Source organism: Butyricimonas faecihominis (genome assembly GCF_033096445.1).
GTDB classification, from domain to species: domain Bacteria; phylum Bacteroidota; class Bacteroidia; order Bacteroidales; family Marinifilaceae; genus Butyricimonas; species Butyricimonas faecihominis.
In genome coordinates this window covers 3943758-3967260 of sequence record NZ_AP028155.1, presented here as the reverse complement: position 1 = coordinate 3967260, position 23503 = coordinate 3943758, and the positions used below count along the sequence as shown (strand labels likewise).

The 23503-nt window shown below is 43.4% G+C and carries 26 protein-coding genes and 3 tRNA genes; 6 read left to right on the top strand and 23 right to left on the bottom strand.

Annotated features, from left to right (window positions below; all coding sequences use genetic code 11):
* The first annotated feature begins 37 nt into the window (after window positions 1-37).
* Window positions 38-1120, top strand: a complete 1083-nt coding sequence (locus tag R8806_RS16440) for a phosphotransferase enzyme family protein (protein ID WP_124316887.1) — start codon at window positions 38-40, stop codon at window positions 1118-1120.
* A 56-nt stretch (window positions 1121-1176) separates the two neighbouring features.
* Here R8806_RS16440 and R8806_RS16435 read toward each other — a convergent pair whose 3' ends face one another.
* The 3 genes from R8806_RS16435 to R8806_RS16425 form a co-directional block, all read right to left on the bottom strand.
* Window positions 1177-1725: a heavy-metal-associated domain-containing protein gene (locus R8806_RS16435; RefSeq protein ID WP_164719643.1), complete on the bottom strand. Its 549-nt coding sequence runs from the start codon at window positions 1723-1725 to the stop codon at window positions 1177-1179.
* A 55-nt stretch (window positions 1726-1780) separates the two neighbouring features.
* Window positions 1781-4048, bottom strand: a complete 2268-nt coding sequence (locus R8806_RS16430; protein WP_317715827.1) for a TonB-dependent receptor — start codon at window positions 4046-4048, stop codon at window positions 1781-1783.
* Window positions 4049-4239: 191 nt separating this feature from the next.
* Window positions 4240-4665: a hypothetical protein gene (locus R8806_RS16425; RefSeq protein ID WP_124316884.1), complete on the bottom strand. Its 426-nt coding sequence runs from the start codon at window positions 4663-4665 to the stop codon at window positions 4240-4242.
* Between the two features lie 175 nt (window positions 4666-4840).
* On the opposite strand from R8806_RS16425, the gene R8806_RS16420 reads away from it, so the two are divergent.
* The 3 genes from R8806_RS16420 to R8806_RS16410 all read left to right on the top strand — a co-directional run bounded on the left by R8806_RS16420 (window position 4841) and on the right by R8806_RS16410 (window position 8395).
* Window positions 4841-6001 carry a DUF4369 domain-containing protein gene (locus R8806_RS16420; RefSeq protein WP_124316883.1) on the top strand — a complete coding sequence of 387 codons (1161 nt, stop codon included), beginning with the start codon at window positions 4841-4843 and terminating at the stop codon, window positions 5999-6001.
* Window positions 6002-6024: 23 nt separating this feature from the next.
* Window positions 6025-6786 carry a UDP-2,3-diacylglucosamine diphosphatase gene (locus R8806_RS16415; protein ID WP_124316891.1) on the top strand — a complete coding sequence of 254 codons (762 nt, stop codon included), beginning with the start codon at window positions 6025-6027 and terminating at the stop codon, window positions 6784-6786.
* Between the two features lie 73 nt (window positions 6787-6859).
* A complete protein-coding gene (locus R8806_RS16410; RefSeq protein WP_124316882.1) occupies window positions 6860-8395 on the top strand; it encodes a YifB family Mg chelatase-like AAA ATPase in 1536 nt (511 codons plus the stop codon).
* Between the two features lie 84 nt (window positions 8396-8479).
* Here R8806_RS16410 and R8806_RS16405 read toward each other — a convergent pair whose 3' ends face one another.
* The 10 genes from R8806_RS16405 to R8806_RS16360 all read right to left on the bottom strand — a co-directional run bounded on the left by R8806_RS16405 (window position 8480) and on the right by R8806_RS16360 (window position 14059).
* Window positions 8480-9151 carry an inorganic pyrophosphatase gene (locus R8806_RS16405; RefSeq protein WP_124315946.1) on the bottom strand — a complete coding sequence of 224 codons (672 nt, stop codon included), beginning with the start codon at window positions 9149-9151 and terminating at the stop codon, window positions 8480-8482.
* 31 nt (window positions 9152-9182) lie between these two features.
* Window positions 9183-9761, bottom strand: a complete 579-nt coding sequence (gene lpcA / locus R8806_RS16400; protein ID WP_124315959.1) for a D-sedoheptulose 7-phosphate isomerase — start codon at window positions 9759-9761, stop codon at window positions 9183-9185.
* 17 nt (window positions 9762-9778) lie between these two features.
* Window positions 9779-10729, bottom strand: coding sequence for a hydrogen peroxide-inducible genes activator (locus R8806_RS16395; RefSeq protein WP_124315947.1), 951 nt, complete (start codon window positions 10727-10729; stop codon window positions 9779-9781).
* 11 nt (window positions 10730-10740) lie between these two features.
* Window positions 10741-11889, bottom strand: a complete 1149-nt coding sequence (gene dnaJ, locus R8806_RS16390; RefSeq protein ID WP_118449896.1) for a molecular chaperone DnaJ — start codon at window positions 11887-11889, stop codon at window positions 10741-10743.
* A 17-nt stretch (window positions 11890-11906) separates the two neighbouring features.
* Window positions 11907-12500, bottom strand: coding sequence for a nucleotide exchange factor GrpE (gene grpE, locus R8806_RS16385; RefSeq protein WP_151411820.1), 594 nt, complete (start codon window positions 12498-12500; stop codon window positions 11907-11909).
* Between the two features lie 176 nt (window positions 12501-12676).
* Window positions 12677-13372, bottom strand: a complete 696-nt coding sequence (radC, locus tag R8806_RS16380; protein ID WP_124315948.1) for a RadC family protein — start codon at window positions 13370-13372, stop codon at window positions 12677-12679.
* 142 nt (window positions 13373-13514) lie between these two features.
* Window positions 13515-13766 (bottom strand): 30S ribosomal protein S20, encoded by a 252-nt coding sequence (gene rpsT, locus R8806_RS16375; RefSeq protein ID WP_027201645.1) that lies wholly within the window; start codon window positions 13764-13766, stop codon window positions 13515-13517.
* A 28-nt stretch (window positions 13767-13794) separates the two neighbouring features.
* A tRNA-Glu gene (locus R8806_RS16370) sits at window positions 13795-13866 on the bottom strand.
* Window positions 13867-13888: 22 nt separating this feature from the next.
* Window positions 13889-13960, bottom strand: a tRNA-Glu gene (locus R8806_RS16365).
* Between the two features lie 27 nt (window positions 13961-13987).
* Window positions 13988-14059 (bottom strand) — tRNA-Glu (locus R8806_RS16360).
* Between the two features lie 276 nt (window positions 14060-14335).
* Here R8806_RS16360 and rsmI point away from each other — a divergent pair.
* Window positions 14336-15031, top strand: a complete 696-nt coding sequence (gene rsmI, locus R8806_RS16355; protein WP_124315949.1) for a 16S rRNA (cytidine(1402)-2'-O)-methyltransferase — start codon at window positions 14336-14338, stop codon at window positions 15029-15031.
* Window positions 15032-15069: 38 nt separating this feature from the next.
* On the opposite strand, the gene R8806_RS16350 is transcribed toward rsmI, so the two are convergent.
* Entirely contained in the window at window positions 15070-15723 is a 654-nt protein-coding gene (locus R8806_RS16350; protein ID WP_124315950.1) for an MIP family channel protein, read from the bottom strand.
* 124 nt (window positions 15724-15847) lie between these two features.
* Window positions 15848-17131, bottom strand: a complete 1284-nt coding sequence (eno, locus tag R8806_RS16345; protein ID WP_124315951.1) for a phosphopyruvate hydratase — start codon at window positions 17129-17131, stop codon at window positions 15848-15850.
* A gap of 220 nt (window positions 17132-17351) precedes the next feature.
* Here eno and R8806_RS16340 point away from each other — a divergent pair, with 220 nt between their 5' ends.
* The gene (locus R8806_RS16340; protein WP_124315952.1) at window positions 17352-19817 is read left to right on the top strand and encodes a TonB-dependent receptor domain-containing protein; all 2466 of its coding nucleotides are present in this window, start codon (window positions 17352-17354) and stop codon (window positions 19815-19817) included.
* Here the strand turns inward: R8806_RS16340 and R8806_RS16335 are convergent.
* The 8 genes from R8806_RS16335 to infA all read right to left on the bottom strand — a co-directional run bounded on the left by R8806_RS16335 (window position 19814) and on the right by infA (window position 23499).
* A complete protein-coding gene (locus tag R8806_RS16335) occupies window positions 19814-20026 on the bottom strand; it encodes a winged helix-turn-helix transcriptional regulator (RefSeq protein WP_262707604.1) in 213 nt (70 codons plus the stop codon). The genes R8806_RS16340 and R8806_RS16335 overlap by 4 nt on opposite strands.
* A 68-nt stretch (window positions 20027-20094) precedes the next feature.
* Window positions 20095-20601 carry a 50S ribosomal protein L17 gene (gene rplQ / locus R8806_RS16330; protein ID WP_124315953.1) on the bottom strand — a complete coding sequence of 169 codons (507 nt, stop codon included), beginning with the start codon at window positions 20599-20601 and terminating at the stop codon, window positions 20095-20097.
* 5 nt (window positions 20602-20606) lie between these two features.
* Entirely contained in the window at window positions 20607-21599 is a 993-nt protein-coding gene (locus tag R8806_RS16325) for a DNA-directed RNA polymerase subunit alpha (RefSeq protein WP_124315954.1), read from the bottom strand.
* A 16-nt stretch (window positions 21600-21615) separates the two neighbouring features.
* Window positions 21616-22224, bottom strand: coding sequence for a 30S ribosomal protein S4 (gene rpsD / locus R8806_RS16320; RefSeq protein ID WP_027201652.1), 609 nt, complete (start codon window positions 22222-22224; stop codon window positions 21616-21618).
* A 106-nt stretch (window positions 22225-22330) separates the two neighbouring features.
* Window positions 22331-22720, bottom strand: coding sequence for a 30S ribosomal protein S11 (rpsK, locus tag R8806_RS16315; RefSeq protein ID WP_027201653.1), 390 nt, complete (start codon window positions 22718-22720; stop codon window positions 22331-22333).
* Between the two features lie 18 nt (window positions 22721-22738).
* Window positions 22739-23116, bottom strand: coding sequence for a 30S ribosomal protein S13 (gene rpsM, locus R8806_RS16310; RefSeq protein ID WP_124315955.1), 378 nt, complete (start codon window positions 23114-23116; stop codon window positions 22739-22741).
* 33 nt (window positions 23117-23149) lie between these two features.
* Window positions 23150-23266: a type B 50S ribosomal protein L36 gene (ykgO, locus tag R8806_RS16305; RefSeq protein WP_124315956.1), complete on the bottom strand. Its 117-nt coding sequence runs from the start codon at window positions 23264-23266 to the stop codon at window positions 23150-23152.
* A gap of 11 nt (window positions 23267-23277) precedes the next feature.
* A complete protein-coding gene (gene infA / locus R8806_RS16300) occupies window positions 23278-23499 on the bottom strand; it encodes a translation initiation factor IF-1 (RefSeq protein WP_018337664.1) in 222 nt (73 codons plus the stop codon).
* Window positions 23500-23503: the final 4 nt, after the last annotated feature.

The following is a 23503-nucleotide window of genomic DNA, read 5'->3' as shown; positions in this document are numbered from 1 at the left end:
AGCATAAAAACGGGTAAACACTAAAAAACAACTAAGCATGGACAAACTGAAGAGAATTTACGACACGTTCGTATCGAGCGGGCGGTTTATATCCGCAACACCGTACGGTTCTGGCCATATTAACGACACCTATCTGGTGAAAGTGGACGAGGATGTCGAGTACATTCTCCAAAGGATCAACGGTAACGTGTTCAAGGACATCCCGAAACTGGTGCGAAACAAAGAACTAGTGTGCGGGCATATCCGCAACCGGCTTATCCGACACAAAGTGAGCGACATTACCCGCAAATACATCACGTATTTCTACACGGACAAGGGAAACGCTTACTACAAAGATTACGAGGGAAACTACTGGACGCTATCACTCTTTATCAAAGGATCAAAGAGCTACGATGTTATCCCGGATTCCCAGATCGCTTATCAAGTGGGTATCGGGTTCGGGGAATTCGAGAACCGGATTTCCGATTTTGATGCAAAATTGTTGATCGAGACCATCCCGCTTTTTCACAATGTTCCCCGCCGCCAACGGGAATTAAAAGAAGCCTTGGCCAAAGCCGAACCGGAGCGAATCGAGGCAAGCAAGGAATTACTCGAATATTTGAAAAAGTTCGATAACGAGATGTTGGAATTACAACGGATGAAAGACGAGGGTATTCTACCGCTCCGGGTCACTCACAATGACACGAAAGCTAATAATCTCCTGTTCGACCACAATGATCACCCGTTATGCGTGATCGATCTGGACACCGTGATGCCGGGAATCGTGCATTACGACTTCGGGGATGCTATTCGTTCGTCCTGTAACACAGCCGGAGAGGAAACCCGCAATCTTGACGAGGTGCATTTTAACATGGATTATTTCGAGGCTTTCACCGCCGGATTCATGGAAAAAGCCAAACACCTTTTCACGCTCAAAGAAAAAAAGACCCTCGCGCAAGGATGCATGCTGATGACCTACCTGCAAGCTGTCCGTTTCTTGACGGATTATTTGGACGGAGATCATTATTACCCGATCACCTATCCCGAGCATAACCTGCAACGGGCTAAAGTTCAAGTAAGGTTATTACAGGACATGGAACGACAATTCGACAAGATGAACCAGTTTATTCTGGATCAATAATACAAAAAAACGGTAGCTTTCGCTACCGTTTTTTTGTATCCTTCAAGAATATTTCCTTACTTTTTCTTATTCTTGCAGCACTCGTCTGTTTTACCTGTCTTGGAACAGCAATTGTCACCACATTTTCCTTCACATTTGCTTTCTTTTGACTCGCAGTTCTGGTCGCATTTGCTATCACACTTTTTCTCGCCACAACTTTGCCCGCAAGTACCACTGCAATTATGTTTCTCGCCGCAACTTCCCTTGCAAGCTTCTTTATTTCCTTCTTTACAACATTTATGTGCTTTACCACATTTCATCAACTTACCGTCTTTATCACACATTCCCACTACTTTCACGTCATGGCGCTCGATAGCCGCCCGCAATGCCTCAACAGAGTTTTTGTCGGTACGGAAAGAAATCAACACGGTTGAATCTTTCATGTTCAACTTATAATCCTTGATTCCTTTCTCGAAAGGCATATCTTTATCCAGTTTAGCCTTACAAGAAGGGCAATGTATTCCTACTTTAAAAATAACGGTTGTATCTTTTTTAGCTTGGGCACTCACGGTTAAACCCATCATAACGAACACTACCAGCGTGAATAAAATTTTCATTGTTTTCATAGTAAATGTATTAGTTATTAAAAACATTGTTTTTCAAAAGTAATTATTTTATTGATTATTCTTTTCGATCTAAGGCAAATCTCAAACCGATATAAAATTTACGTCCGTGAAGAGGTCCCCACACTTTCGACGAGTCAAAGGTATCGCTCCAAGGATTATGGGAATTTACGATCGGGTTCTTTTGAGTGAAATCCCCGATATTCTCACATCCAGCGTAAATACTCCACAAACGGAAATATTTCGTAACCTGCGCATTCATGATCTGGAAATCATCAAAACGGGAGGCGACCCGATATTCATCGGCAATCCCACCCTGCTCCGGCAAACGTCCGGAACCGTTGAACTGGGTTGTGAAATCGAACTGCCATTTCTTCAAATTCGTGAAATATGACAAATTCACCAATCCCTTATAACGGCTCGTTAAAGGAGTACGTCTCAAATCACCGTTTATCGTTGTCTTCACATCATTGTAACGATAAGCTAACGTGGCCTCCAAACGAGGGATCAACTCGTATTTCACCTCTATCTGGTAACAATTCGAATAGGAATCCCCGTCTAAGTTATAAAAGTTCACCTTGTTGTATGCCGTCTCGTTATCCACCACCACTTGGTCGTTGAATTTCGTATGATAATAATCCAAATTGATATTCAAGGTACGCCCGAATACTTCGAACTTCCGGTTCACGTTAGCCCCGAAATTCCAAGAATCCTCCATTTTTAGATCATCTAGTAAAGCCGGATTTTTACCCAACAACTCGCCATTCACGTAGAAGTTCGCGGCAGAGGCCAGCAAGTAACTGTTCTCGGCCAAGATATTCGGAGTACGCAGACCGCGACCAAAAGTGGCCTTAATGCTGGTGAATTCATCCGGTTTATACATGATGTGAGCCCGCGGAGTCCAAATACTCCCGAAAATATTGTGATAATCGTAGCGCAAACCTGCCATCACGATAAAACGCTGATCCAAGAACTCTCCCGTGTACTGGAAGAAAGCTCCCGGCACCCGTTCTTCTCGTTTCATATTTATGAAATCGGTAGAAATATCCTCTCCATAATTGAAAACCGGATCACGGAAATCTTCGTCATATTTGTCGTAATTGAAACTCAACCCGGCAGAGTACATCTGGCTGGGATTCGTCCCGAAGATAGACTGGTAGATGTAGTTCACGAACAAACTCTTCTGCCCGGCGTTATACATTTTCGGCCCATAATAAGAATCCTGCGTGTGATCGGAATAGTTCACCAAAATCGCCATACTCGTGTTCTCATACTGGGGCATCAAGTAACCTAACTTCAAGAAAGCCTCGTAACGACGAGTGTCGATTCCAATTTTATACAACCCGTATTTCTCATCTGCATGAGCATGTCCACCATGAGTGGTTTGTCCACCGATACGTTCCTCGTCGATAAATTTACCCCCGAATTGCAAATACCAAGTATCATCTTTATAAGCCCAACGATTCATCACGTTGTATTGCGTTTTCTCCGGCATATCCAAGAATCCATCCTTGTTCCCGTCATGAGGCTCTTCCATCCAGTCCCCATGCAAAAGAAACATCGTACTCCACTTGTCATTGAACTTGATACTGAAATTAGAGTTAAATTCGTACATTCCCTCGCTACTCGTGAAGACATTAGCCGAGAGTAACTCCGGATCACGGGGTTTCTTGTAGTCCACGCTGATCTGCCCGGCCATCGATTCGTAACCATTAATCACCGATCCCGTTCCTTTTGAAACGGAAATCGCGGACATCCAAGGACCGGGAATATAAGTCAATCCGTACAAAGAGGCCAATCCCCGGAAATTAGGCATATTCTCTGTCATCATCTGCACGTACTTTCCGGTTAATCCCAATAGCTGGATTTGCTTTGCACCCGTCACGGCATCGGCATACGACACGTCAACCGAGGCATTCGTCTCGAAACTCTCACCCAAGTTACAGCAAGCCGCCTTACACAACTCTTCGCCCGTGATCAATTGCTCGATCAAAGGTCCCTGAGTCGACATCACGGTACTCTGTTTACGGGCAGCCACGCTCACCTCATCCAATTGCTCCCCGGATTTCAACGTGCAGGTCACGAATTTATCCGTGGATTTTACCTCTATCGTATCCGAGCGGTACCCGATAAAACTAACGACCAACTTCCCAACCTTTTCCCACTTGATCTTAAATTCCCCGTTCGCATCCGAAACAGATCCTTTCGAGGTCCCTACCCAATAGACATTCGCCCCGGGTAACGCCACCTCTCCGTTTTCCGTTTCTTCCATAACACGCCCTTTTATGGTCTGTGCCTGTAAGCCAACAGAGGCAAGTAAACACATTACAATAAACAAATTTCTCATATAGATTCCACGATTTTCAGGAACGTGCCGGGGATATTTCTTTTACCCAATGCCACGAAACACGTTCTCTCTTGATTAAATTTTAAATAACGTTTCAGTCAAGTCAGACGCATACACACGACTCGTCGAAAGATACTTTTAAAGCATCTTCGTCACGGATCAAAATTTAATCAACAACGGAAAATACATAGCAACTCCAAAGGCGGAGACGTGTCTATGTATGCAACAGGAGAATTAAAGGGTTGTACATTAGAAATAACCGCATCCGGTAAAGACATCATAAAATTACACTCCCGCACCATATCGCAGAACTGTATTTCGAAATGGGACATTGCCCAATCACCGGAAACTTTATAATAAGTATGTTCTTGTTTCGCATTATCGCAATTCTTTTTGTGCGCATTGTGGCACATATGATGACAGCAGTAACAACCATGTGTACACGGACACGGGATGTCCTGAGGAATAACCATCACGTGCAAGTAAGTTTCCTGGCAACGCTGACAGTACACTTTACTTACATTCATACCTATCGTACCTAACAAAAAGGTAAACAATAGCAAGAGTGCTGGTATATTCAATTTTTTCTGTTTCATCGTTTGCAAAAATAAAACAATTTTCAAATTTCGATTCCCCGAAATACACCATTAACAATTAATTAACGGTTTTTTCCCCGAAAATCTGATCCGATGATGTGAAAAATAGAAAAAAAGTATTACTTTCGAACTTCATAAATCAAGATGTAGATTATTTATATCATTCCAACAAATTATGAGAAAAATACTATTACTTGGACTACTTGTAGTTCTTATCGCATCCTGTAGTGAAAAGACGAATGTCGAAATTACAGGAGCCATCAAAGATGCAGCCAACACGAAAGTATATCTGGAACAAATAGATGTAAGTTCAAGAAAAACAATCGACTCAACAAAAATTAACAAGAACGGGGAGTTTAAATTTAAACTCAACATCGAACTCCCGACATTCTATTCTTTAAGATTTTCTAACAACGAGCAAGTGACCTTGATCGCCAGCCCGGACGAGGTACTTGAAGTCAGTGGTACGCTGAAGGACATTAAAAATAACTATTGGGTGGACGGTTCTGAAAACTCGTTATGGATTAAACTCTTGAATTTCCAAATCACCCGTACCATCACGACAACAGATTCTTTGAAGAGATCCTACCAAGCTCTCCCACAAGGAACCGAGTATGACGCTCAACGTCAGGAATACGCCAAGGCATGGGAAGAGGCCATCAACAAACAGATCAGTTTCACCCGTGACTTCATTATCAAACACGCCACCTCTCCGGCATCTTACTATGCCCTTTATCAAAAAATTGATGATAATATCGGAGTGATGGACGAGTTCGAAGACCTTCACTATTTTAAAGTGGTGGCATCATCCTTGACCGCCCTTTATCCCGAATCCCAGTACACGAAGGCAATCATGAATCACTTGAAACAAATATCCCAAGCTATCCGCAATCAACAATTGGCTGCCGTAATTAACAACACGGAAGGATCTCTGCCGGATATTAACCTGCCGGATGTGAATGGCAAGGATGTTTCACTGAACTCCCTCAAATCGAAACTCATCGTGCTTGACTTCGGACTGATCACGGCCAAAGAGAGCCAAGAGTACATTGACCAGATGAAAAGCGTGTACAACAAGTTCAAAAACCGGGGAGTGGAAATATACATGGTTTGTCTGGATAAAAACAAATTTCTTTGGGAAGACGTGATAAAAACGAACAAGATCAACTGGATTTGCGTATGGGATCAAGGAGCATTACAAAGTCGGGCAGCCTCGACTTGGAACGTGAAGAGTGTTCCGGCAAACTACATCATTAACCAAAAGAAAGAAATTGTCGGTAAAAATTTGTACGGCAGCCGTTTGGAAGACCGTTTGAACGACTTGTTGAAAAAATAATTATATTGGACGAACATATCATCATGCAGGGTAAGAAGGTTTATTTTCTTTCAGACGCACACTTGGGTGCCAAACTATTGAAAGATAATCGGGAGAGAGAAATTATGCTCGTGGAGTTTTTGCAAAGCATCAAACCTGATTGCTTGGAACTTTACCTGCTTGGTGATATGTTTGATTTTTGGTTCGAATACAAACACGTTGTACCCAAAGGCCACGTACGCTTTCTTGCCGAACTGGCCAATTTCACGGATCAGGGAATTAAGGTACATTTCTTCACGGGTAACCACGACATCTGGGCTTTCGACTACTTGGCAAAAGAATGTGGTGTTATCCTGCACACTTCCATGCTTGAAACCACGCTAAACGGAAAGTCTTTCCTTATCGGACATGGTGACGGCCTGAACCCGAACGACAAAGGGTATCTTTTCCTGCGTAACGCTTTCCATAATCGTTTCCTACAAAGATGTTTCCGGTTTATCCATCCCGACTGGGGGATCGCTTTAGCCAATAAATGGTCATCCCATTCCCGACTGAAAGGAAACGGACAAATCGAGGCGAGGGGCTATCTGGGAGATGACAAAGAAGAAATCGTTATTTATTGCCGGAATATCTTGAAAGAACACCACGTGGATTATTTCATTTTTGGCCATCGCCATTTGCCTCTCAATCTTGAACTCGAACCCAACAGCCACTATATCAACACGGGAGACTGGATCACGCATTTCAGTTATGCCGTATTCGACGGAGAGAAGGTTTCTCTTGAAAAACTTGATCGCAATAAATAACCTATTTTGCATTGTTTTCATGTGAAATAATCTTAACTTACATGCCTGTATGTGAAACATAAGATCAGACGGTATGTTAGTTAAAATTTTCGGGGGTGCAGTGTACGGAATCAACGCTTTGACCATCACAATCGAGGTTAATATTCTTTGGGGAGCGAAATTTATTATTGTCGGTTTACCCGATAACGCGGTAAAAGAAAGCCAGCAACGGATTGATTCCGCCCTCCGGGAAATCGGACTAAAGATTCCGGGTAAACGAGTCATCATCAACATGGCTCCTGCCGACGTGAAGAAAGAAGGATCGTCTTTCGACCTACCGCTAGCCATTGGAATCCTTGCGGCTAATGACCAGTTACCTAACGCACAACTGGATAAATACTTGATCATGGGTGAGCTGTCATTGGATGGTAGCCTACAAGCGGTCAAAGGGGTACTTCCCATCGCCATACACGCCAAAAAAGAAGGTTTTAAAGGTATTCTTCTGCCCCACCAGAATGCTAACGAGGCTGCCGTGGTTCAAGATTTTGAAGTTTACGGTTTCCACCATCTGAGTGAAGTGATCGCTTTTCTGAAACAGGAAAAAGACTTCTCTCCCATTTCTTTCGATCAGCAAGTCATGACAGCATTTCCCGATGATGACTTGCTTGATTTCAAAGACGTGAAGGGACAAGAAAACGTGAAACGCGCAATGGAAGTTGCCGCCGCAGGCGGACATAACATGATTATGATCGGCTCTCCCGGTTCTGGAAAAACCATGCTGGCCCGAAGATTACCGACCATTCTCCCTCCCATGACCATCGAAGAGGCACTGGAAACAACGAAAATCCACTCCGTCGCGGGAAAGATTCAAAATAATCATTCCTTAATTACTTCACGTCCCTTTCGTTCGCCGCATCATACCATATCTGATGTCGCACTTGTTGGCGGGGGATCTTGGCCTCAACCGGGGGAAATATCACTTGCTCACCATGGCATCTTATTTTTAGATGAACTCCCAGAATTTCGCCGGGCAGTACTGGAAGTATTGAGACAACCGCTTGAAGATCGGAAGATTACCATCAGTCGTTCCAAGTTCAGCGTGGAATATCCGGCTAACATCATGCTAATCGCATCCATGAATCCTTGCCCATGTGGGTACTATAATCATCCCACGAAGGAATGTAATTGTCCGCCCGGAGCCGTTCAAAAATACTTATCGAAAATATCCGGTCCTTTACTCGACCGGATTGACATACATATTGAAGTGATTCCCGTAGAGCTTGACAAGATCACAAATTCCTCGGACAGTGAACCAAGTTCTGTTGTTCGGGCTAGGGTGATCGCAGCCCGGGCCATCCAGACCCAGCGATTTCAATCTTACCCCGGGATTTATTGTAATGCCCAGATGACCTCGCCGCTACTAAAAAAGTATTGCCCCCTAGACGATAAATGTGTTGCACTACTAAAGATTGCCATGCAACGTTTCGGACTTTCCGCCCGGGCTTACGACCGGATCATCAAATTGTCACGAACGATTGCCGATCTAGACCATAACGAGAAAATAACCCCGCAATATATCGCCGAGGCCATACAATACCGAAGTCTCGACAAGGACGGATGGGGTGGATGAGAGAACTAAAAGATAAAAACTAAAAGATAAAAGTTAAGTGAGAATTCAACTTTTATCTTTTAGTTTTTATCTTTTACCTTACCGTTATACCCGACTTAGTATATCTTCAAGTCCTTGGAAGTGATTTTTATAATCTTCGGCACTTCTACGAATCACCTCGAAAGCCTCTTCTTTATTATAGACATGAGTGATTTCCGTGCGTCGTTCTTCACCGGGAAGATCCTTGTAGGTTAAAAAATAATGTCGCAACCGATCGATGATCACGTGCGGTAATTCAGAAATATCATTGTAAATATTATACGTGGCATCATGTTTCAACACGGCAATAATCTTATCGTCCGCCTCGTTCTTATCCAACATCCGGAATCCCCCGATAGGACGAACTTCCGCAATAATATCCCCGTGAGAGATCGTTTTCTCGGTCAGGACACAAATATCAAGCGGGTCTCCATCCCCGTGAATATCCGTTCTCTCAGTCTGCGACATACAATACTCGGCGACCAAATCTCCGCAATAGGTCTGCGGCAAAAAACCATATAAAGCGGGAACCACGTTCGAATACTTCTGCGGACGATCTATTTTTATATACCCACTCACTTTATCCAACTCGTACTTCACCGTGTCCGTCGGTACCATCTCTATAAACGCGGTAACCACGTTCGGCGCATCCTCCCCAATATCCAAACCATGCCACGGATGTGACTTGTACCTAAGTCCCATCAACCGGACAATAGGATCATTAATTTTATTTCCCATAACTTATATTATTAAAAACATATACACCTCTTTATTGTTCCGAGAACAGATGTGCCTCGATTTGCTCAATCAGGATATGAATCACCTTGATGTGAATCTCCTGAATCCGATCGGAATACCCGCTCCAAGGAACACAAATATTCACGTCACACATATTCTTCATTTTACCGCCATCCTTACCGGTTAACCCGATCACCAACATACCCTTGCGGTGAGCCGCATCAACGGCTTTCACAATGTTCTCTGAATTACCGGAAGTACTGATTGCCAATAGCACATCACCCGCTTTCCCGTGTGCCTCCACGTAACGGGAAAACACATACTCAAACCCGAAATCATTGGCCACGCAGGTCAAGTGAGTCGGATCGGAAATTGCCATTGCCGGTAGTGCAGGACGGTCTCCCCTGAAACGTCCGGTAAGTTCCTCGGCGAAATGCATGGCATCACTCATGGAACCACCATTTCCACAACTTATGACCTTACCCCCGTTTTTCAATACCCGGGATAATATCTCTGCCGCCAATCCGACTTGTTTCAACTTCTCCTCATCCGCCACGAAATCAGCTAACACTTGCTGCGCCTCCAAAAAACTTTTCTTGATACTATCCATATATTCGGGTATTACATTTATCTTATCTTTTTCCATTCAACGATTTTTCCCCTCTCTTTTTTCAACATTCCCGGGGGAACCACTTGTCGTATATCTTCACAAAGCAAATCAATCAACTTCTGTTTCGTGAAATGACGGGAATATATCACACTGACTTCCCGTAAAGGTTTGGACACCGTGAAAGAACGAACTTGCTTTTTCTTTTCCTCCGTCATGTATAACGTGGCCAATTCAGGAATCAAGGTAAATCCTCCTTCCCGGTCCACAATCTTCATTAAGGTTTCTAAAGAATTACTCTCAAAATCAAAAGGCAAATTCTTATGCAGCGTTCCACGTATTTCACACAAGTTCACCACTTGATCCCGGAAACAATGTCCGTCTCCTAACATCCATAACTCAGGAGTTGCAATATCTTGTGTTTCTACGTTTTTCTTTTTCAAAAGTTCATGATCGGGGTGAGCGTAGATCATCATCTCCTCGTAAAACACGGGCTGTTCCACAATCTTATCGTCATGATAAGGGGTCACAAATACTCCCACATCCAGCGTGTCATGTTTCAGTCGTCGGATAATCTCCTCCGAAATTAATTCTTCCACTTCCACCTGTACCCCGGGATAACGACGAATATAATCCCCGATGAATATCGGTAATAAATAAGGAGCCAGCGTGGGAATAATACCTATTTTCAAGGATCCCGCTACCTCCTGTTTCTCTTCATTAATAATCTCTTTTATTCTTTGAGTCGAGGCCAGCACAATTCTTGCCTGTTCGATCAACTTGTAACCGATGTCGGTAGGCACAACCGGTTGCCGGCTCCGATCGAAAATGATTACACCCAGATCATCTTCCAGCTTTTTAATTTGCATACTCAGTGTCGGCTGTGTCACGAAACACTTGTCGGCGGCTGTTGCAAAATGCCGGAATTCATCGACCGCAACAACATATTCTAATTGTGTCAGTGTAATCATATATTATATTTCTAATCAAAAAAATCTTTCATCTTGGAGAAGATACTTTTCTTGTCACCACTTCCCGGCTTAAAGCCTTCCGCCTCTTTCATCTTTTCCACGAGTTTCTTCTCGTCCTTCGACAAGTTCTTCGGAATCCACACGTTCACCTTCGCCAACAAATCCCCTTTACCGTAACCGTTCACATCAGGCAATCCTTTTCCTCGCAAACGCAATATTTTACCCGGCTGGGTACCTGCCTCAATCTTCACTTTCACTTTCCCTTCGATGGTCGGAATCTCAACCGTTTCCCCTAACACGGCTTCTGGGTACCCGATAAACACATTGTATAATAAATCATTCCCATCTCTTACCAACTCCGGATGCTCTTCTTCTTCTATCAACACGATCAAGTCTCCGTTCACACCACCGCGACGAGCCGCATTTCCTTTACCACTCAAAGACAATTGCATCCCTTCACCCACTCCTGCCGGAATATTGATAGAAATCACCTCTTCCGACATCAACACGCCCTCCCCATTACAGAAAGTACATTTTTCATTGATAATCTTTCCTTCGCCCTCGCAAGTCGGACACGTGGAAGTGGTTTGCATCGCTCCCAGTATCGTATTTTGTACCCGGGTCACTTGCCCCGATCCTTTACAGGTCGAACAAGTGGAATAGGATTTTCCATCCTTTGCTCCCGTTCCATTACAATGCTGACAAGCCACATATTTCTTTACCTTGATTTTCTTCTCAATCCCGGTAGCAATTTCCTGAAGGTTCATTTTCACCTTCACTCTCAGGTTCGTTCCCCGGTTTACTCGGCGGGCACTACGGCCACCACCAAAACCTCCGAAACCACTAAAGCCACCGAAACTTCCGAAAATATCCCCGAATTGAGAGAAAATATCATCCATACTCATGCCGCCACCAAAACCTCCTTGTCCGGCTCCACCTACTCCGGCGTGACCGAACTGATCATAACGACGTCGCTTCTCTTCGTTACTCAGCACATCGTATGCTTCAGCGGCTTCTTTAAATTTTTCCTCGGCCTCCTTGTCACCCGGATTTTTATCCGGGTGATACTTCAAAGCCAGTTTTCGATATGCTTTCTTGATCTCAGTGGCATCAGCACTTTTAGATACCCCCAACACCTCATAATAATCTCTCTTTTCCATTACCACGCAACTATATATTATTCACCAACAACCACTTTTGCAAAACGCATCACCTTGTCATTCAAGTAATATCCCTTCTCGATACAATCCAACACTTTACCCTTTAACTCCGGAGTCGGAGCCGGAATTGTTGTTACCGCCTCGTGAATATCCGTGTCAAAATCAGCATTTTCAGTTTCGATTTCTTTCACGCCATTCTGTGTCAGAAAAGACTTAAAATTAGCATAGATCAAATCCACTCCTTCTTTAAGAGCTGCCACATCCTTCGCCGTACTCATACTCTTCAAGGCACGTTCGAAGTTATCCACCACGGGTAAAATATTACTTAACAATTGTTCCCCGGCACTCTTGGTTAACTCCATTTTTTCCTTCAAGGTACGTTTCCGGTAATTATCGAACTCCGCAGACAGACGTAAGTATTTATCATTCATCTCGATCAGTTTCTGTCCCAACTCTTCCAATTGCTTGTCCTCTTTTCGGCAAGACTTATCTTCTTTCTTTTTGTGAGCTTCTCCCTGATGTTTTTCTGAATTCACTTCTTCTTTCTCCGTGTCGTTCGTCTGTGACTCTTCAAACTCGTTTTCTTGAGTCGATCTCTTCTCTTCTGCCATATCGTATATAATTTTTTTATGAATAAACATTTTAAGCTACTCTTTCCAAGCAAAATCCCTGCCAACCGTCAATATGCCACATTGACAAGCATCACGAGTGCCAATGTGACACAAATAGCTGCCACAAAGATAGTAAAAGATATTCTTCCGATTCAACTTTTCAGCACTTAATGAGATTAAAGCATCCCATTGTCCGCAAAACTATAATACCGATCAGGGCAAACGACGATATGATCCAGCAACGTGATGTCTAATACCCGTCCAGCCTCCTGCACCTTCTTTGTCAAAGTAATATCGTGGAAACTCGGACGATCATTACCGCTGGGATGATTATGAGCTATCACGATGGAACAAGCTTTTGATTCCAACACTTTCCGGAATATCATACGAATATCAATAATCGTACTCTCTATTCCTCCTGAAAACAAGCGATCGCATGACTTAATCCGACAAGCGCTTGACAAGGTGACCACCCAAAATTCCTCATGATCCAGATCTCCAATCAAAGGCTGAAGATAATCGTACAAATCCCTGCTGGTCGTCAACGCCGGTTCCTCCCTAGCTGTCGACAACGCCCGGCGGCGTCCCAATTCCATGGCAGCAATGATTGAGGCAGCTTTCGCCATCCCAACTCCTTTGTAGCGATTCATAAAATCCGATACAGAAAGACGAGCCAACACATTCAAATCATTACTGGCATCCGTCAAAATCCGGCGAGACAAATCTAATGCAGATTCTCCTCCACTCCCTGAACGAATTAAAATTGCGAGTAACTCGTTTGTTGAAAGTGCAGCAACACCTTTCAGCAACATCTTTTCCCGGGGCTTATCGTCTTCCGCCCACGAGGAAATTGGGATATAATTTCCAACCATAACTTTCTCTTTATAGCTGGCAATGTAGCTATTTTTTAGCAATAAAAAAAATCTCGAGAAGTAATTTCTCAAGATCAACCGACACATAGAAATAAAGGTAACAAACAATCGTTTGTTACCTCAATATCTTAAGATAGTAAAATTACAATTTATTCACATGTAAAGCCAAGCTAGACTTCAAGTTAGCTGCTTTGTTCTTGTGGATAATATGTTTTTTTGCTAATTTATCCAACATAGCCGAAACTTTCGGCAACAAGTCTGCTGCAGTCTCCTTTTCGGTCATTGCACGTAGCTTTCTAACGGCATTTCTAGCAGTCTTTGCGTAATAACGATTGTGTAATCTTCTTTTTTCAGTCTGCCTTATTCTTTTTTCTGATGATTGATGATTTGCCATCTCTACAAATTAATTTAATTCAACTTTGTAGTCCGTACGAGAATCGAACTCGTGTTACAAGAATGAAAATCTTGCGTCCTAACCCCTAGACGAACGGACCATAAAACCCACTAAAATCTCGGTAGTCCGTACGAGAATCGAACTCGTGTTACAAGAATGAAAATCTTGCGTCCTAACCCCTAGACGAACGGACCATCGTTAAACATTTGCTTTTGCCTTAGTAGTCCGTACGGGAATCGAACCCGTGTTACAAGAATGAGAATCTTGCGTCCTAGCCCCTAGACGAACGGACCATCTTTTGCTTTAGCGGTTGCAAATATACGGCAAATTTCATTCCTACCAAAGAAAACGTGATTTTTTTTTTACATCTCCAGCAATTTGGTCTCGTACACGACATCAATCCACTGTAAATAAACACAATACCGTCTTATTCCATATGAATAAATAAAACTCTCCCGTCCATACATGTAAATACTTTATTCCCTACCTTTGCCCCTGTAACCTATTGAAGATCGAAATTCATTTTCAATTTTCAATTTTCAATTTTCAATTTTCAATTTTCAATTAATATGGCTAAATTATATCTGATCCCGACCCCAGTAGGTAATCTTGAAGACATCACGTTAAGAGCACTTCGTATATTAAAAGAAGTACCTCTCGTCCTCGCCGAAGATACCCGCACTTCCGCAAAATTGTTAAAACACTACGAGATCAACACTCCCCTACTCTCTCATCACAAATTCAACGAACACCAGCAAGTGAACCGTATTGCCGAGCGCATTGCCCGGGGGGAGGACGTGGCCTTAATCAGTGACGCAGGGACACCCGGTATCTCCGACCCGGGATTCCTGCTCGTGCGCACTTGCATCGAGCAAGGCATTGAAACCGAATGCCTGCCGGGAGCTACGGCATTTGTTCCCGCACTTGTAAACTCGGGCCTTCCCTGCGACCGCTTTTGTTTTGAAGGATTCCTACCCCAAAAAAAAGGACGCCAAAAGAAACTCATGACCCTCGCCGAAGAGGAACGCACGATGATATTCTACGAATCCCCCTTCCGTCTGGTAAAAGCCCTCGAGCAGATGGCCGAATTCTTCGGGGAAAACCGCCACGCCTGTGTCGCCCGCGAGATCAGTAAACTTTTCGAAGATTTCCAACGGGGTACGTTGAAAGAACTAATCAATCATTTCACCGAAAACGGGGTGAAGGGAGAAATCGTCATGATCGTGGAAGGTAAACCCAAAAAAGAAGAGGAAGAATCAGAATAAAAATGGGGACTCAACCAAATCCCCATCTTCATATCTATTTATTTGCATTTCTGACATTCAAAATATTTCCAGACTCCGGCAGCGAGGATAGCGCCTAAAAATGGGGCGATAATAAACAACCACAACTGACTTAAAGCATTACCACCTTCAAAAATAGCGGGAGCAATACTTCGAGCCGGATTAACCGAAGTCCCTGTCACAGGAATACATACAATATGGATCAAAACCAAAGATAAACCAATTGCTAATCCCGCGAATCCGGTAGGAGCGTTAGCACTCGTGGACCCTAGAACAACAAGGATAAAGATAAAGGTAAACACCAACTCCGCCACAAAAGCCGGAACCATATTTCCTTCTCCATACATATTTGCCCCCGTTCCTTCCAACCCCATCCCGGAAGAAATCACGTAAAGAATCGCCGAACCGATAAAAGCACCTATCACCTGAAATAACATGTACATCCCAGCATCCTTTCCGCTCATTCGCCCCGTCAAGAAAACACCTAATGTAATGGCCGGATTAATATGACATCCGGAAATACCACCAATAGCATACGCCATTGCCACCACAGACAAACCGAAAGCGAAAGCAATTCCCAAGAAACCGATTTCTGCTCCGGCAATAACAGCACTACCACACCCCATAAGCACAAGTACCATGGTACCAATCATTTCAGCTACATACTTTTTCATAAATTTGTTTTTAAGATTTTGTAATACAAATATAAGAAAAATTAAGCATATTATCCTGCCCAAAAAGAAAAGACTCCTATAACAATTGTCACAAGAGTCTTTTTCCCTATAAAACAAATTTCAATTACTTGCTGAATTTCCGTCCGTGGAACTGAGCATTATCACCTAATTCTTCCTCGATCCGAAGTAATTGATTGTATTTTGCCATGCGGTCAGAACGGCTTAATGATCCTGTCTTGATCTGCCCGGAATTGGTTGCCACCGCAATATCCGCGATAGTTGCATCCTCTGTTTCCCCGGAACGATGAGAGGTCACCGACGTGTAGCCGGCACGGTGAGCCATATCAATTGCGTCCAACGTTTCAGTTAATGTACCAATCTGGTTTACCTTGATTAAAATGGAATTAGCGCATCCCATTTCAATACCTTTCTTCAAATATTGCACGTTTGTCACGAACAAATCATCTCCCACTAACTGGCAACGGTCCCCGATACGCTCTGTCAGTAATTTCCAGCCTTCCCAATCGTTCTCACTCATACCGTCCTCGATAGAATCGATCGGGTAACGGGAAATCAATTCTTCCAGATAAGCTACCTGCTCGGCTGAAGAACGCTTTGCGCCCGTCGCTCCTTCAAATTTAGAATAATCGTAAACCCCATCCTGATAAAATTCAGAAGAGGCGCAATCCAACCCGATCATCACATCCTCACCTGCCTTGTACCCGGCAACCTCAATGGCTTTAATAATAGATCCCAAAGCATCTTCCGTTCCTTTCAACGCGGGAGCAAAACCACCCTCGTCACCCACGGCCGTACTCAACCCGCGGTCGTGAAGAACTTTCTTCAAACTATGAAAAACCTCCGCTCCCATCCGCAAAGCCTCACGGAAAGATTCTGCCCCAACCGGACGAATCATAAACTCCTGAAAGGCAATCGGGGCGTCAGAATGAGATCCCCCGTTAATAATATTCATCATCGGCACTGGCAACACTTTCGCATTCACACCTCCGATGTAACGATATAACGGCATTTCCAATGCGTTAGCGGCAGCTTTCGCACAAGCCAATGACACTCCTAATAATGCATTGGCACCTAAATTACTCTTGGTCGGCGTACCGTCCAATTCCAATAAAACACGGTCAATCCCTACCTGATCGGTCACGTTCATTCCCAACAAGGCATCGGCAATCACCGTATTTACATTATTTACGGCTTTGGTCACACCCTTACCGCCATATCTTTTCTTGTCTCCATCACGCAATTCCAGTGCTTCATGTTCTCCCGTGGACGCTCCGGACGGAACCGCAGCACGGCCCATCGCCCCACATTCCAGAATAACATCTACTTCTACGGTCGGATTTCCTCTTGAATCCAACACTTCTCTTCCGATAACTTCTGTAATATACATTCCTCTTAACTTTAAAAGTTCGTAAATAAATTGTTGTGACTAAGATACGTAAAACAATTGGAAAAGTCACATGATTTAGTTTATAAAGTTCCTTGTCATAAACTTTTGTTTCGAAAATAAACTTTTCCAAGTAAGATTTGTCTTAGTAGTGCGAAGATTTGACTTGGGACCAAAACCCATCCATTCTTCAACGGAATGTTCAATTGTGTATAAAGTGTATATGAGTAAAGTAAAAGAAGCTGTTTTAGCTATCTTCTTCACGTTGTTTGCCCTATCGGCTTTTGCCCAAACGGGAAGTGTCAGAGGACGAATTATAGATGCTAAAACGAAGAGACCCTTAGAGTTTGTCAACGTGAGTATCCGAGCCACGGGAACTCAAACCCCGTTAACCGGAACAGTCAGTGATTCAACCGGAGTTTTCCGTATCAACAGAGTGAAAAACGGGACTTACACGCTCACCGCCTCGTTTATCGGTTACAAATCCGTGGAAAAAGAATTCACGATCTCGCCGACAGCAAGAAACGTGAACGTGAAAAACATCCTTTTGGAAGAAGACAGCCAAGTGATCGACGAGATACAGGTTGTCGGGCAACGGGCTCAAATGAGATTCGAAATCGACAAAAAAGTCTTTGACGTGGAATCCAATATTTCCCAAGCCGGGGGATCAGCCAGCGAACTACTTGAAAATATTCCCTCGGTAGAGGTAGACAACGAGGGCGAAATCTCCTTACGAGGAAACTCAAGCGTAACGATCTGGATCAACGGTAAGGCATCAGGCTTGTCTGCGGACAACCAAGCCCAAATTCTGGAGCAAATTCCTGCCGAAAGCATCGAGCGTATAGAATTGATTACAAACCCTTCGGCAAAATTCAGTCCGGAAGGGACTTCCGGTATCATTAATATCATCTTGAAAAAAAACCGGAAAGCCGGATATTACGGTAGCTTCCAAGTCGGGGCAGACATTTTGGGCGGGTATAATGCCAGCGGGAGTATCAATTACAGTAGCGGCAAAATCGAATCTTACCTTAATGTCGGCTACCGCCAACGGAAATCCGAAGGAAAGGATTACACCGACCGCATCAATCTAGATGACCAAGGTAATCCGATCTCCTACCTGAATCAGAAAGGCTGGAATGATCGGGATGGCGGTTCGCTCTTCACCCGGGCAGGCCTAACACTACATCTCACCCAGACCGACCATATCGGAATTGAAGGATTCGGACATTTCGGGAACCGAAATTCCAACAACACCATCCGTTACGAAAGTGATGTTCCCGGATCCTTCACCAGCAGCGAACGCATCAGCGATTCAGATAACTCCTCGAAAGGGGGAAATATCAACCTCGACTACAAGCACGAATTCAGCGAAAAAAGCAATCTCGTGGCCCGTGCCTCTTGGGACTTATGGGTTTCTGACGGGACCAGTACATACAAACAACATTCTCTCTACCCGGAGAATAAAGAAACCTCCTCTTGGCAACAACAGGAAAGTGACAACCGCTCACAAAGCTGGGAATTTCAAGCGGACTACGTGAATCAATTCACGGAAGAGAGTAAGTTAGAAGCAGGTTATAAAGGTACGCTCAGCAGCCAAAAAAGTCCCGTGGAAACCTATTCCGGCGAAACAGAGGCAACTGCCGCTTTTGACGAGTTATTATATAACAAATACTCTTACGACCGAAATATCCAAGCCTTATACGCCACGTTCTCCACGAAAGTGAATAACTTCGGGTTGCAACTAGGCTTACGGGGAGAATACACGGACACGGAGACCAAATCACTGGGATACAGAGAAACCGAGGCCACGGCCATTCCTTATAAAGACGACTATTTCAGTTTATTCCCCAGCTTGTTTCTCTCATACAGTCTCCCGAAAAATCATGAAATACAGGTCAACTATACCCGACGAATTTCACGCCCCAGAGGCTGGCAATTGAACCCATTCATGAACATGACCGATTCGCTTAATATCTCGTTCGGTAATCCTTACCTTTCCCCGGAATATTCCAATTCCTTCGAGTTGAATTATATCAAGACTTGGGAAAAACACACGCTATCCGTCTCCACCTACTACCGGAACACGGATGACGTGATCCAACGTATTCGTTACCGGGAAGGAGATGTCATGAAAAGTACGTCAGCTAACATTACACAATCTTCTTCTGCTGGAGCCGAAATCGTGGCAAAAAACAAACTACTGAAATTCTTGGACTTTACAACAACCTTGAATTTCTATTATAACGAACTGGAAGGCTTTTCTTACCTCCCGGCAGGTGCAGACACCCCAGTTACGGGAGAACGGGACGATAACTTCTCCTGGACAGGTAAAATCATTGCCAATGCCATGCTACCGTACGCCATCTCGTTACAGGCTACCGGAAGCTACAACTCCAAACAGATTATTGCCCAAGGCCACCGGGAGGCAAGCTACCGCTTAGATCTGGGAGCCCGGAAGTTTTTCTTTGACCGGAAAATAAACTTTAGCATAAGCGTGCAGGACATTTTGAATTCCCGTAGTTGGCACAGCATCACTTCCGGTAACGGGTTTAAACAAGATAGTGATAGTTGGAGAAAAGGCGGGGTTTTCCGTTTCACGTTAAGCTATAACTTCGGAAACATGAAAGCTTCCAAGCAAAAGCAACAGCGCCCTTCGGAAGAGATGAACATGATGGAAGAAGAGTTTTAATTTTTAATTATCACTTCCCAACGTCCACCTTTGTCCGGCCCGATTCTGCGGAGTATTCCGTCAGCTTTGAGCCGGGCAAAATGTTTTTCTACCGCTTTCGACGAAATCCCGATCCGTGTCGCAACAGTCGTGGCACTCAACATCGGATCCTCTAATAACAAGGAAATAATTTTCTCCCTACCTTTTTTTAGTTTTCTTCCTACGGTCAAACATTCGTTCCCCTAAAAAATAACCCCGGACGTATTGCCCGGGGTTATTTTTTATCTGGAATAATACTTTATTCAGCTTTCGGAGCTTCTTCCGTTACAGGAGCCTCAGCCACCTGAGTTTCCTCGGTAGCGGCAGGAGCAGCCTCTTTCTTAGCAGAAGGTCTTCTACGACGAGTCGTTTTCTTAGCCTCTTCTTTCTTCACTTCAGTATAAGTCGTGTTATAATCCACCAACTCAATCATACACATTTCAGCGTTATCACCCAAACGGTTACCCAATTTCAAAATACGGGTATATCCTCCCGGACGATTAGCAATTTTCTGTGCAACGTCACCGAACATTTCAGCAACAACTTCTTTGCGACGAAGGTAAGAGAAGACGGTTCTTCTAGAGTGAGTCGTGTCGTTTTTGGCTTTCGTCAAAAGCGGCTCAACATAGACCTTCAGGGCCTTAGCTTTAGCTAGTGTCGTTTGGATTCTCTTGTGAAGAATCAAAGAACAAGCCATATTAGAAAGTAGAGCATGTCTGTGAGAACTAGTTCTACCTAAATGGTTAATTTTCTTATTATGTCTCATTTTACTTATTCTTTGTCTAATTTATACTTGGCAACATCCATACCGAATTCAAGGTTATTGTTCTCCAAAAGGGCTTCCAACTCAGTCAAGGATTTCTTACCGAAGTTTCTGAACTTCAACAAATCATTCTTGTTAAATTGGACAAGCTCACCCAGAGTTTCAACCTCAGCTGACTTCAAACAATTCAACGCACGCACGGAAAGATCCATGTCCACGAGTTTTGTCTTCAACAGCTGACGCATGTGCAATACCTCTTCATCAAACTCTTCGTTTCCATATTTATCCTCCGTTTCGAGAGTAATTTTCTCGTCAGAGAACAACATGAAGTGATGGATCAAGATTTTAGCAGCCTCTTTCAACGCATCGGTGGGATTAATAGAACCATCCGTCTCGATGTCGAAAACCAAACGTTCATAGTCGGTTTTTCCCTCTACACGGTAGTTCTCAATCTCGTATTTCACGTTTTTAATCGGCGTGTAAATAGCATCGATAGGAATTACACCAATCTCGGCATCTGCAGGCATATTCTCTGAAGCAGGAACATAACCGCGTCCTTTTTGAATGGTCAACTCCATACTTAGGCTCGTGGAAGTATCCATGTTGCAGATTACCAATTCCGGGTTCAAAACTTCAAACCCTTTCAGGAATTGATTCATATCACCGGCAGTAAACGTCTCTTGTCCAGAAACGGTAACGGTCAACTTTTCATTCTCCACGTCCTCCACTTTTCTTTTCAACCGAACCTGTTTCAAGTTCAAGATAATCTCGGTCACATCTTCGATGACACCAGGGATTGTCGCAAACTCATGATCTACACCTTGAATTTTAATACCGGTAATCGCAAAGCCTTCCAAAGAAGACAACAAGATTCTGCGTAGTGGATTACCAATAGTGATGCCGTAACCTGGCTCCAACGGGCGGAATTCGAATTTACCGAATCTATCCGTTGATTCAAGCATGATTACTTTGTCCGGTTTCTGGAAAGCTAATATTGCCATATATATTTTTATTTTACTACTTAGAATACAACTCTACGATTAACTGCTCCTTAATGTTCTCTGGAATATCTGCTCTTTCCGGAACATTAAGTAATTTACCACTCATAGCTGCAGCATCCCACTCTAACCAAGAGTATCTGCTACTTCTATTTCCTCTCAATGATTCGTTAATCACTTCCAGTGCCTTAGATTTCTCTCTTACAGCAACAACATCTCCCGGACGAACGTGACATGAAGGAATGTTACATACGTGACCGTTGATGGTGATGTGTCTGTGAGAAACAAACTGACGGGCAGCCGCACGGGTAGGAGCGATTCCTAAACGATAAACCACGTTATCCAAACGACATTCCAGTAATTGAAGTAATACCTCACCGGTTACTCCCTTACTACTTTCAGCTTTCTCGAATAAGATACGGAATTGTCTTTCCAACAAACCGTAAGTATATTTTGCTTTTTGTTTTTCTTTCAACTGAGTACCGTACTCAGAGATTTTCTTTCTACGATGAGCGATACCGTGTTGTCCGGGAGGGTAATTACGATGTTCTAACGCTTTATCCGGTCCAAAAATGGGCTCACCAAATTTTCTTGCTATCTTAGACTTAGGTCCTGTATATCTAGCCATTTTATTATGATTTTAAATTTTAGATTTTAAATTTTAAATTGTCGCGATTCTTCAAATCGTTCGAATCTCAAATTTTACAATTTACAATTTACAATTTAAAATTACATTAGACTCTTCTCCGTTTGGGAGGACGACATCCATTGTGCGGAAGTGGCGTAACATCAATGATCTCGGCAACTTCGATTCCGCAAGCGTGAATAGCACGAATTGCTGATTCTCTACCGTTACCCGGTCCCTTGACATATACCTTAACTTTTCTCATCCCCAAATCGAAAGCAACTTTACCACAATCGGTAGCTGCCGTCTGGGCTGCATAAGGAGTGTTTTTCTTTGATCCTCTAAATCCCATCTTACCTGCTGATGACCAAGAGATGACTTGTCCGCTTGAATTAGTCAACGAGATAATGATGTTATTAAAAGAGGAATGAACGTGTGCTTGTCCCACGGCTTCAACTTTAACTAGCCGTTTCTTGTTTGATGTAGACTTCTTTGCCATAATTCAATCTCTAATCAATTATTTAGTTGCTTTCTTCTTGTTAGCAACAGTTTTCTTTTTACCCTTTCTCGTACGGGCATTGTTCTTCGTACTTTGTCCTCTTACCGGAAGACCGATACGATGTCTGATTCCTCTGTAGCAACCAATATCCATCAGTCGCTTAATGTTCATTTGGACAGAAGTTCTCAACTCTCCTTCTACTTTGTACCCACCATTGATGACATTACGTACAGCAGCTAGTTGATCGTCATTCCAATCCTTCACCTTAGTGTCAAAATCGATGCCGGCCTTTTCTAATATGGTCCTGGCACTACTTCTACCTATACCATAGATATAGGTCAGAGCTATCTCCCCTCTCTTATTTGAGGGCAAATCTACACCAACGATTCTTGCCATAAATCTTTTTTACTCTTTTTACTAAATTAATAATCAACCCTGACGTTGTTTAAACTTCGGGTTCTTTTTGCAAATGACGTACAAGACGCCTTTTCTTCTTACAAGCTTGCAATCAGCACTACGCTTCTTAACAGATGCTCTTACCTTCATTGCTCAACAATTTAATTTTTATATCTAAATGTTATCCTACCTTTCGTGAGATCGTAAGGGGACATATCCACTCTCACCTTATCTCCCGGAAGTATCTTTATATAGTGCATTCGCATCTTCCCCGAAATGTGGGCCGTTATGATATGCCCGTTTTCCAGTTCAACACGAAACATAGCATTTGACAATGCTTCCGTTATTACTCCATCTTGCTCTATCGAAGGCTGTTTCGCCATAATT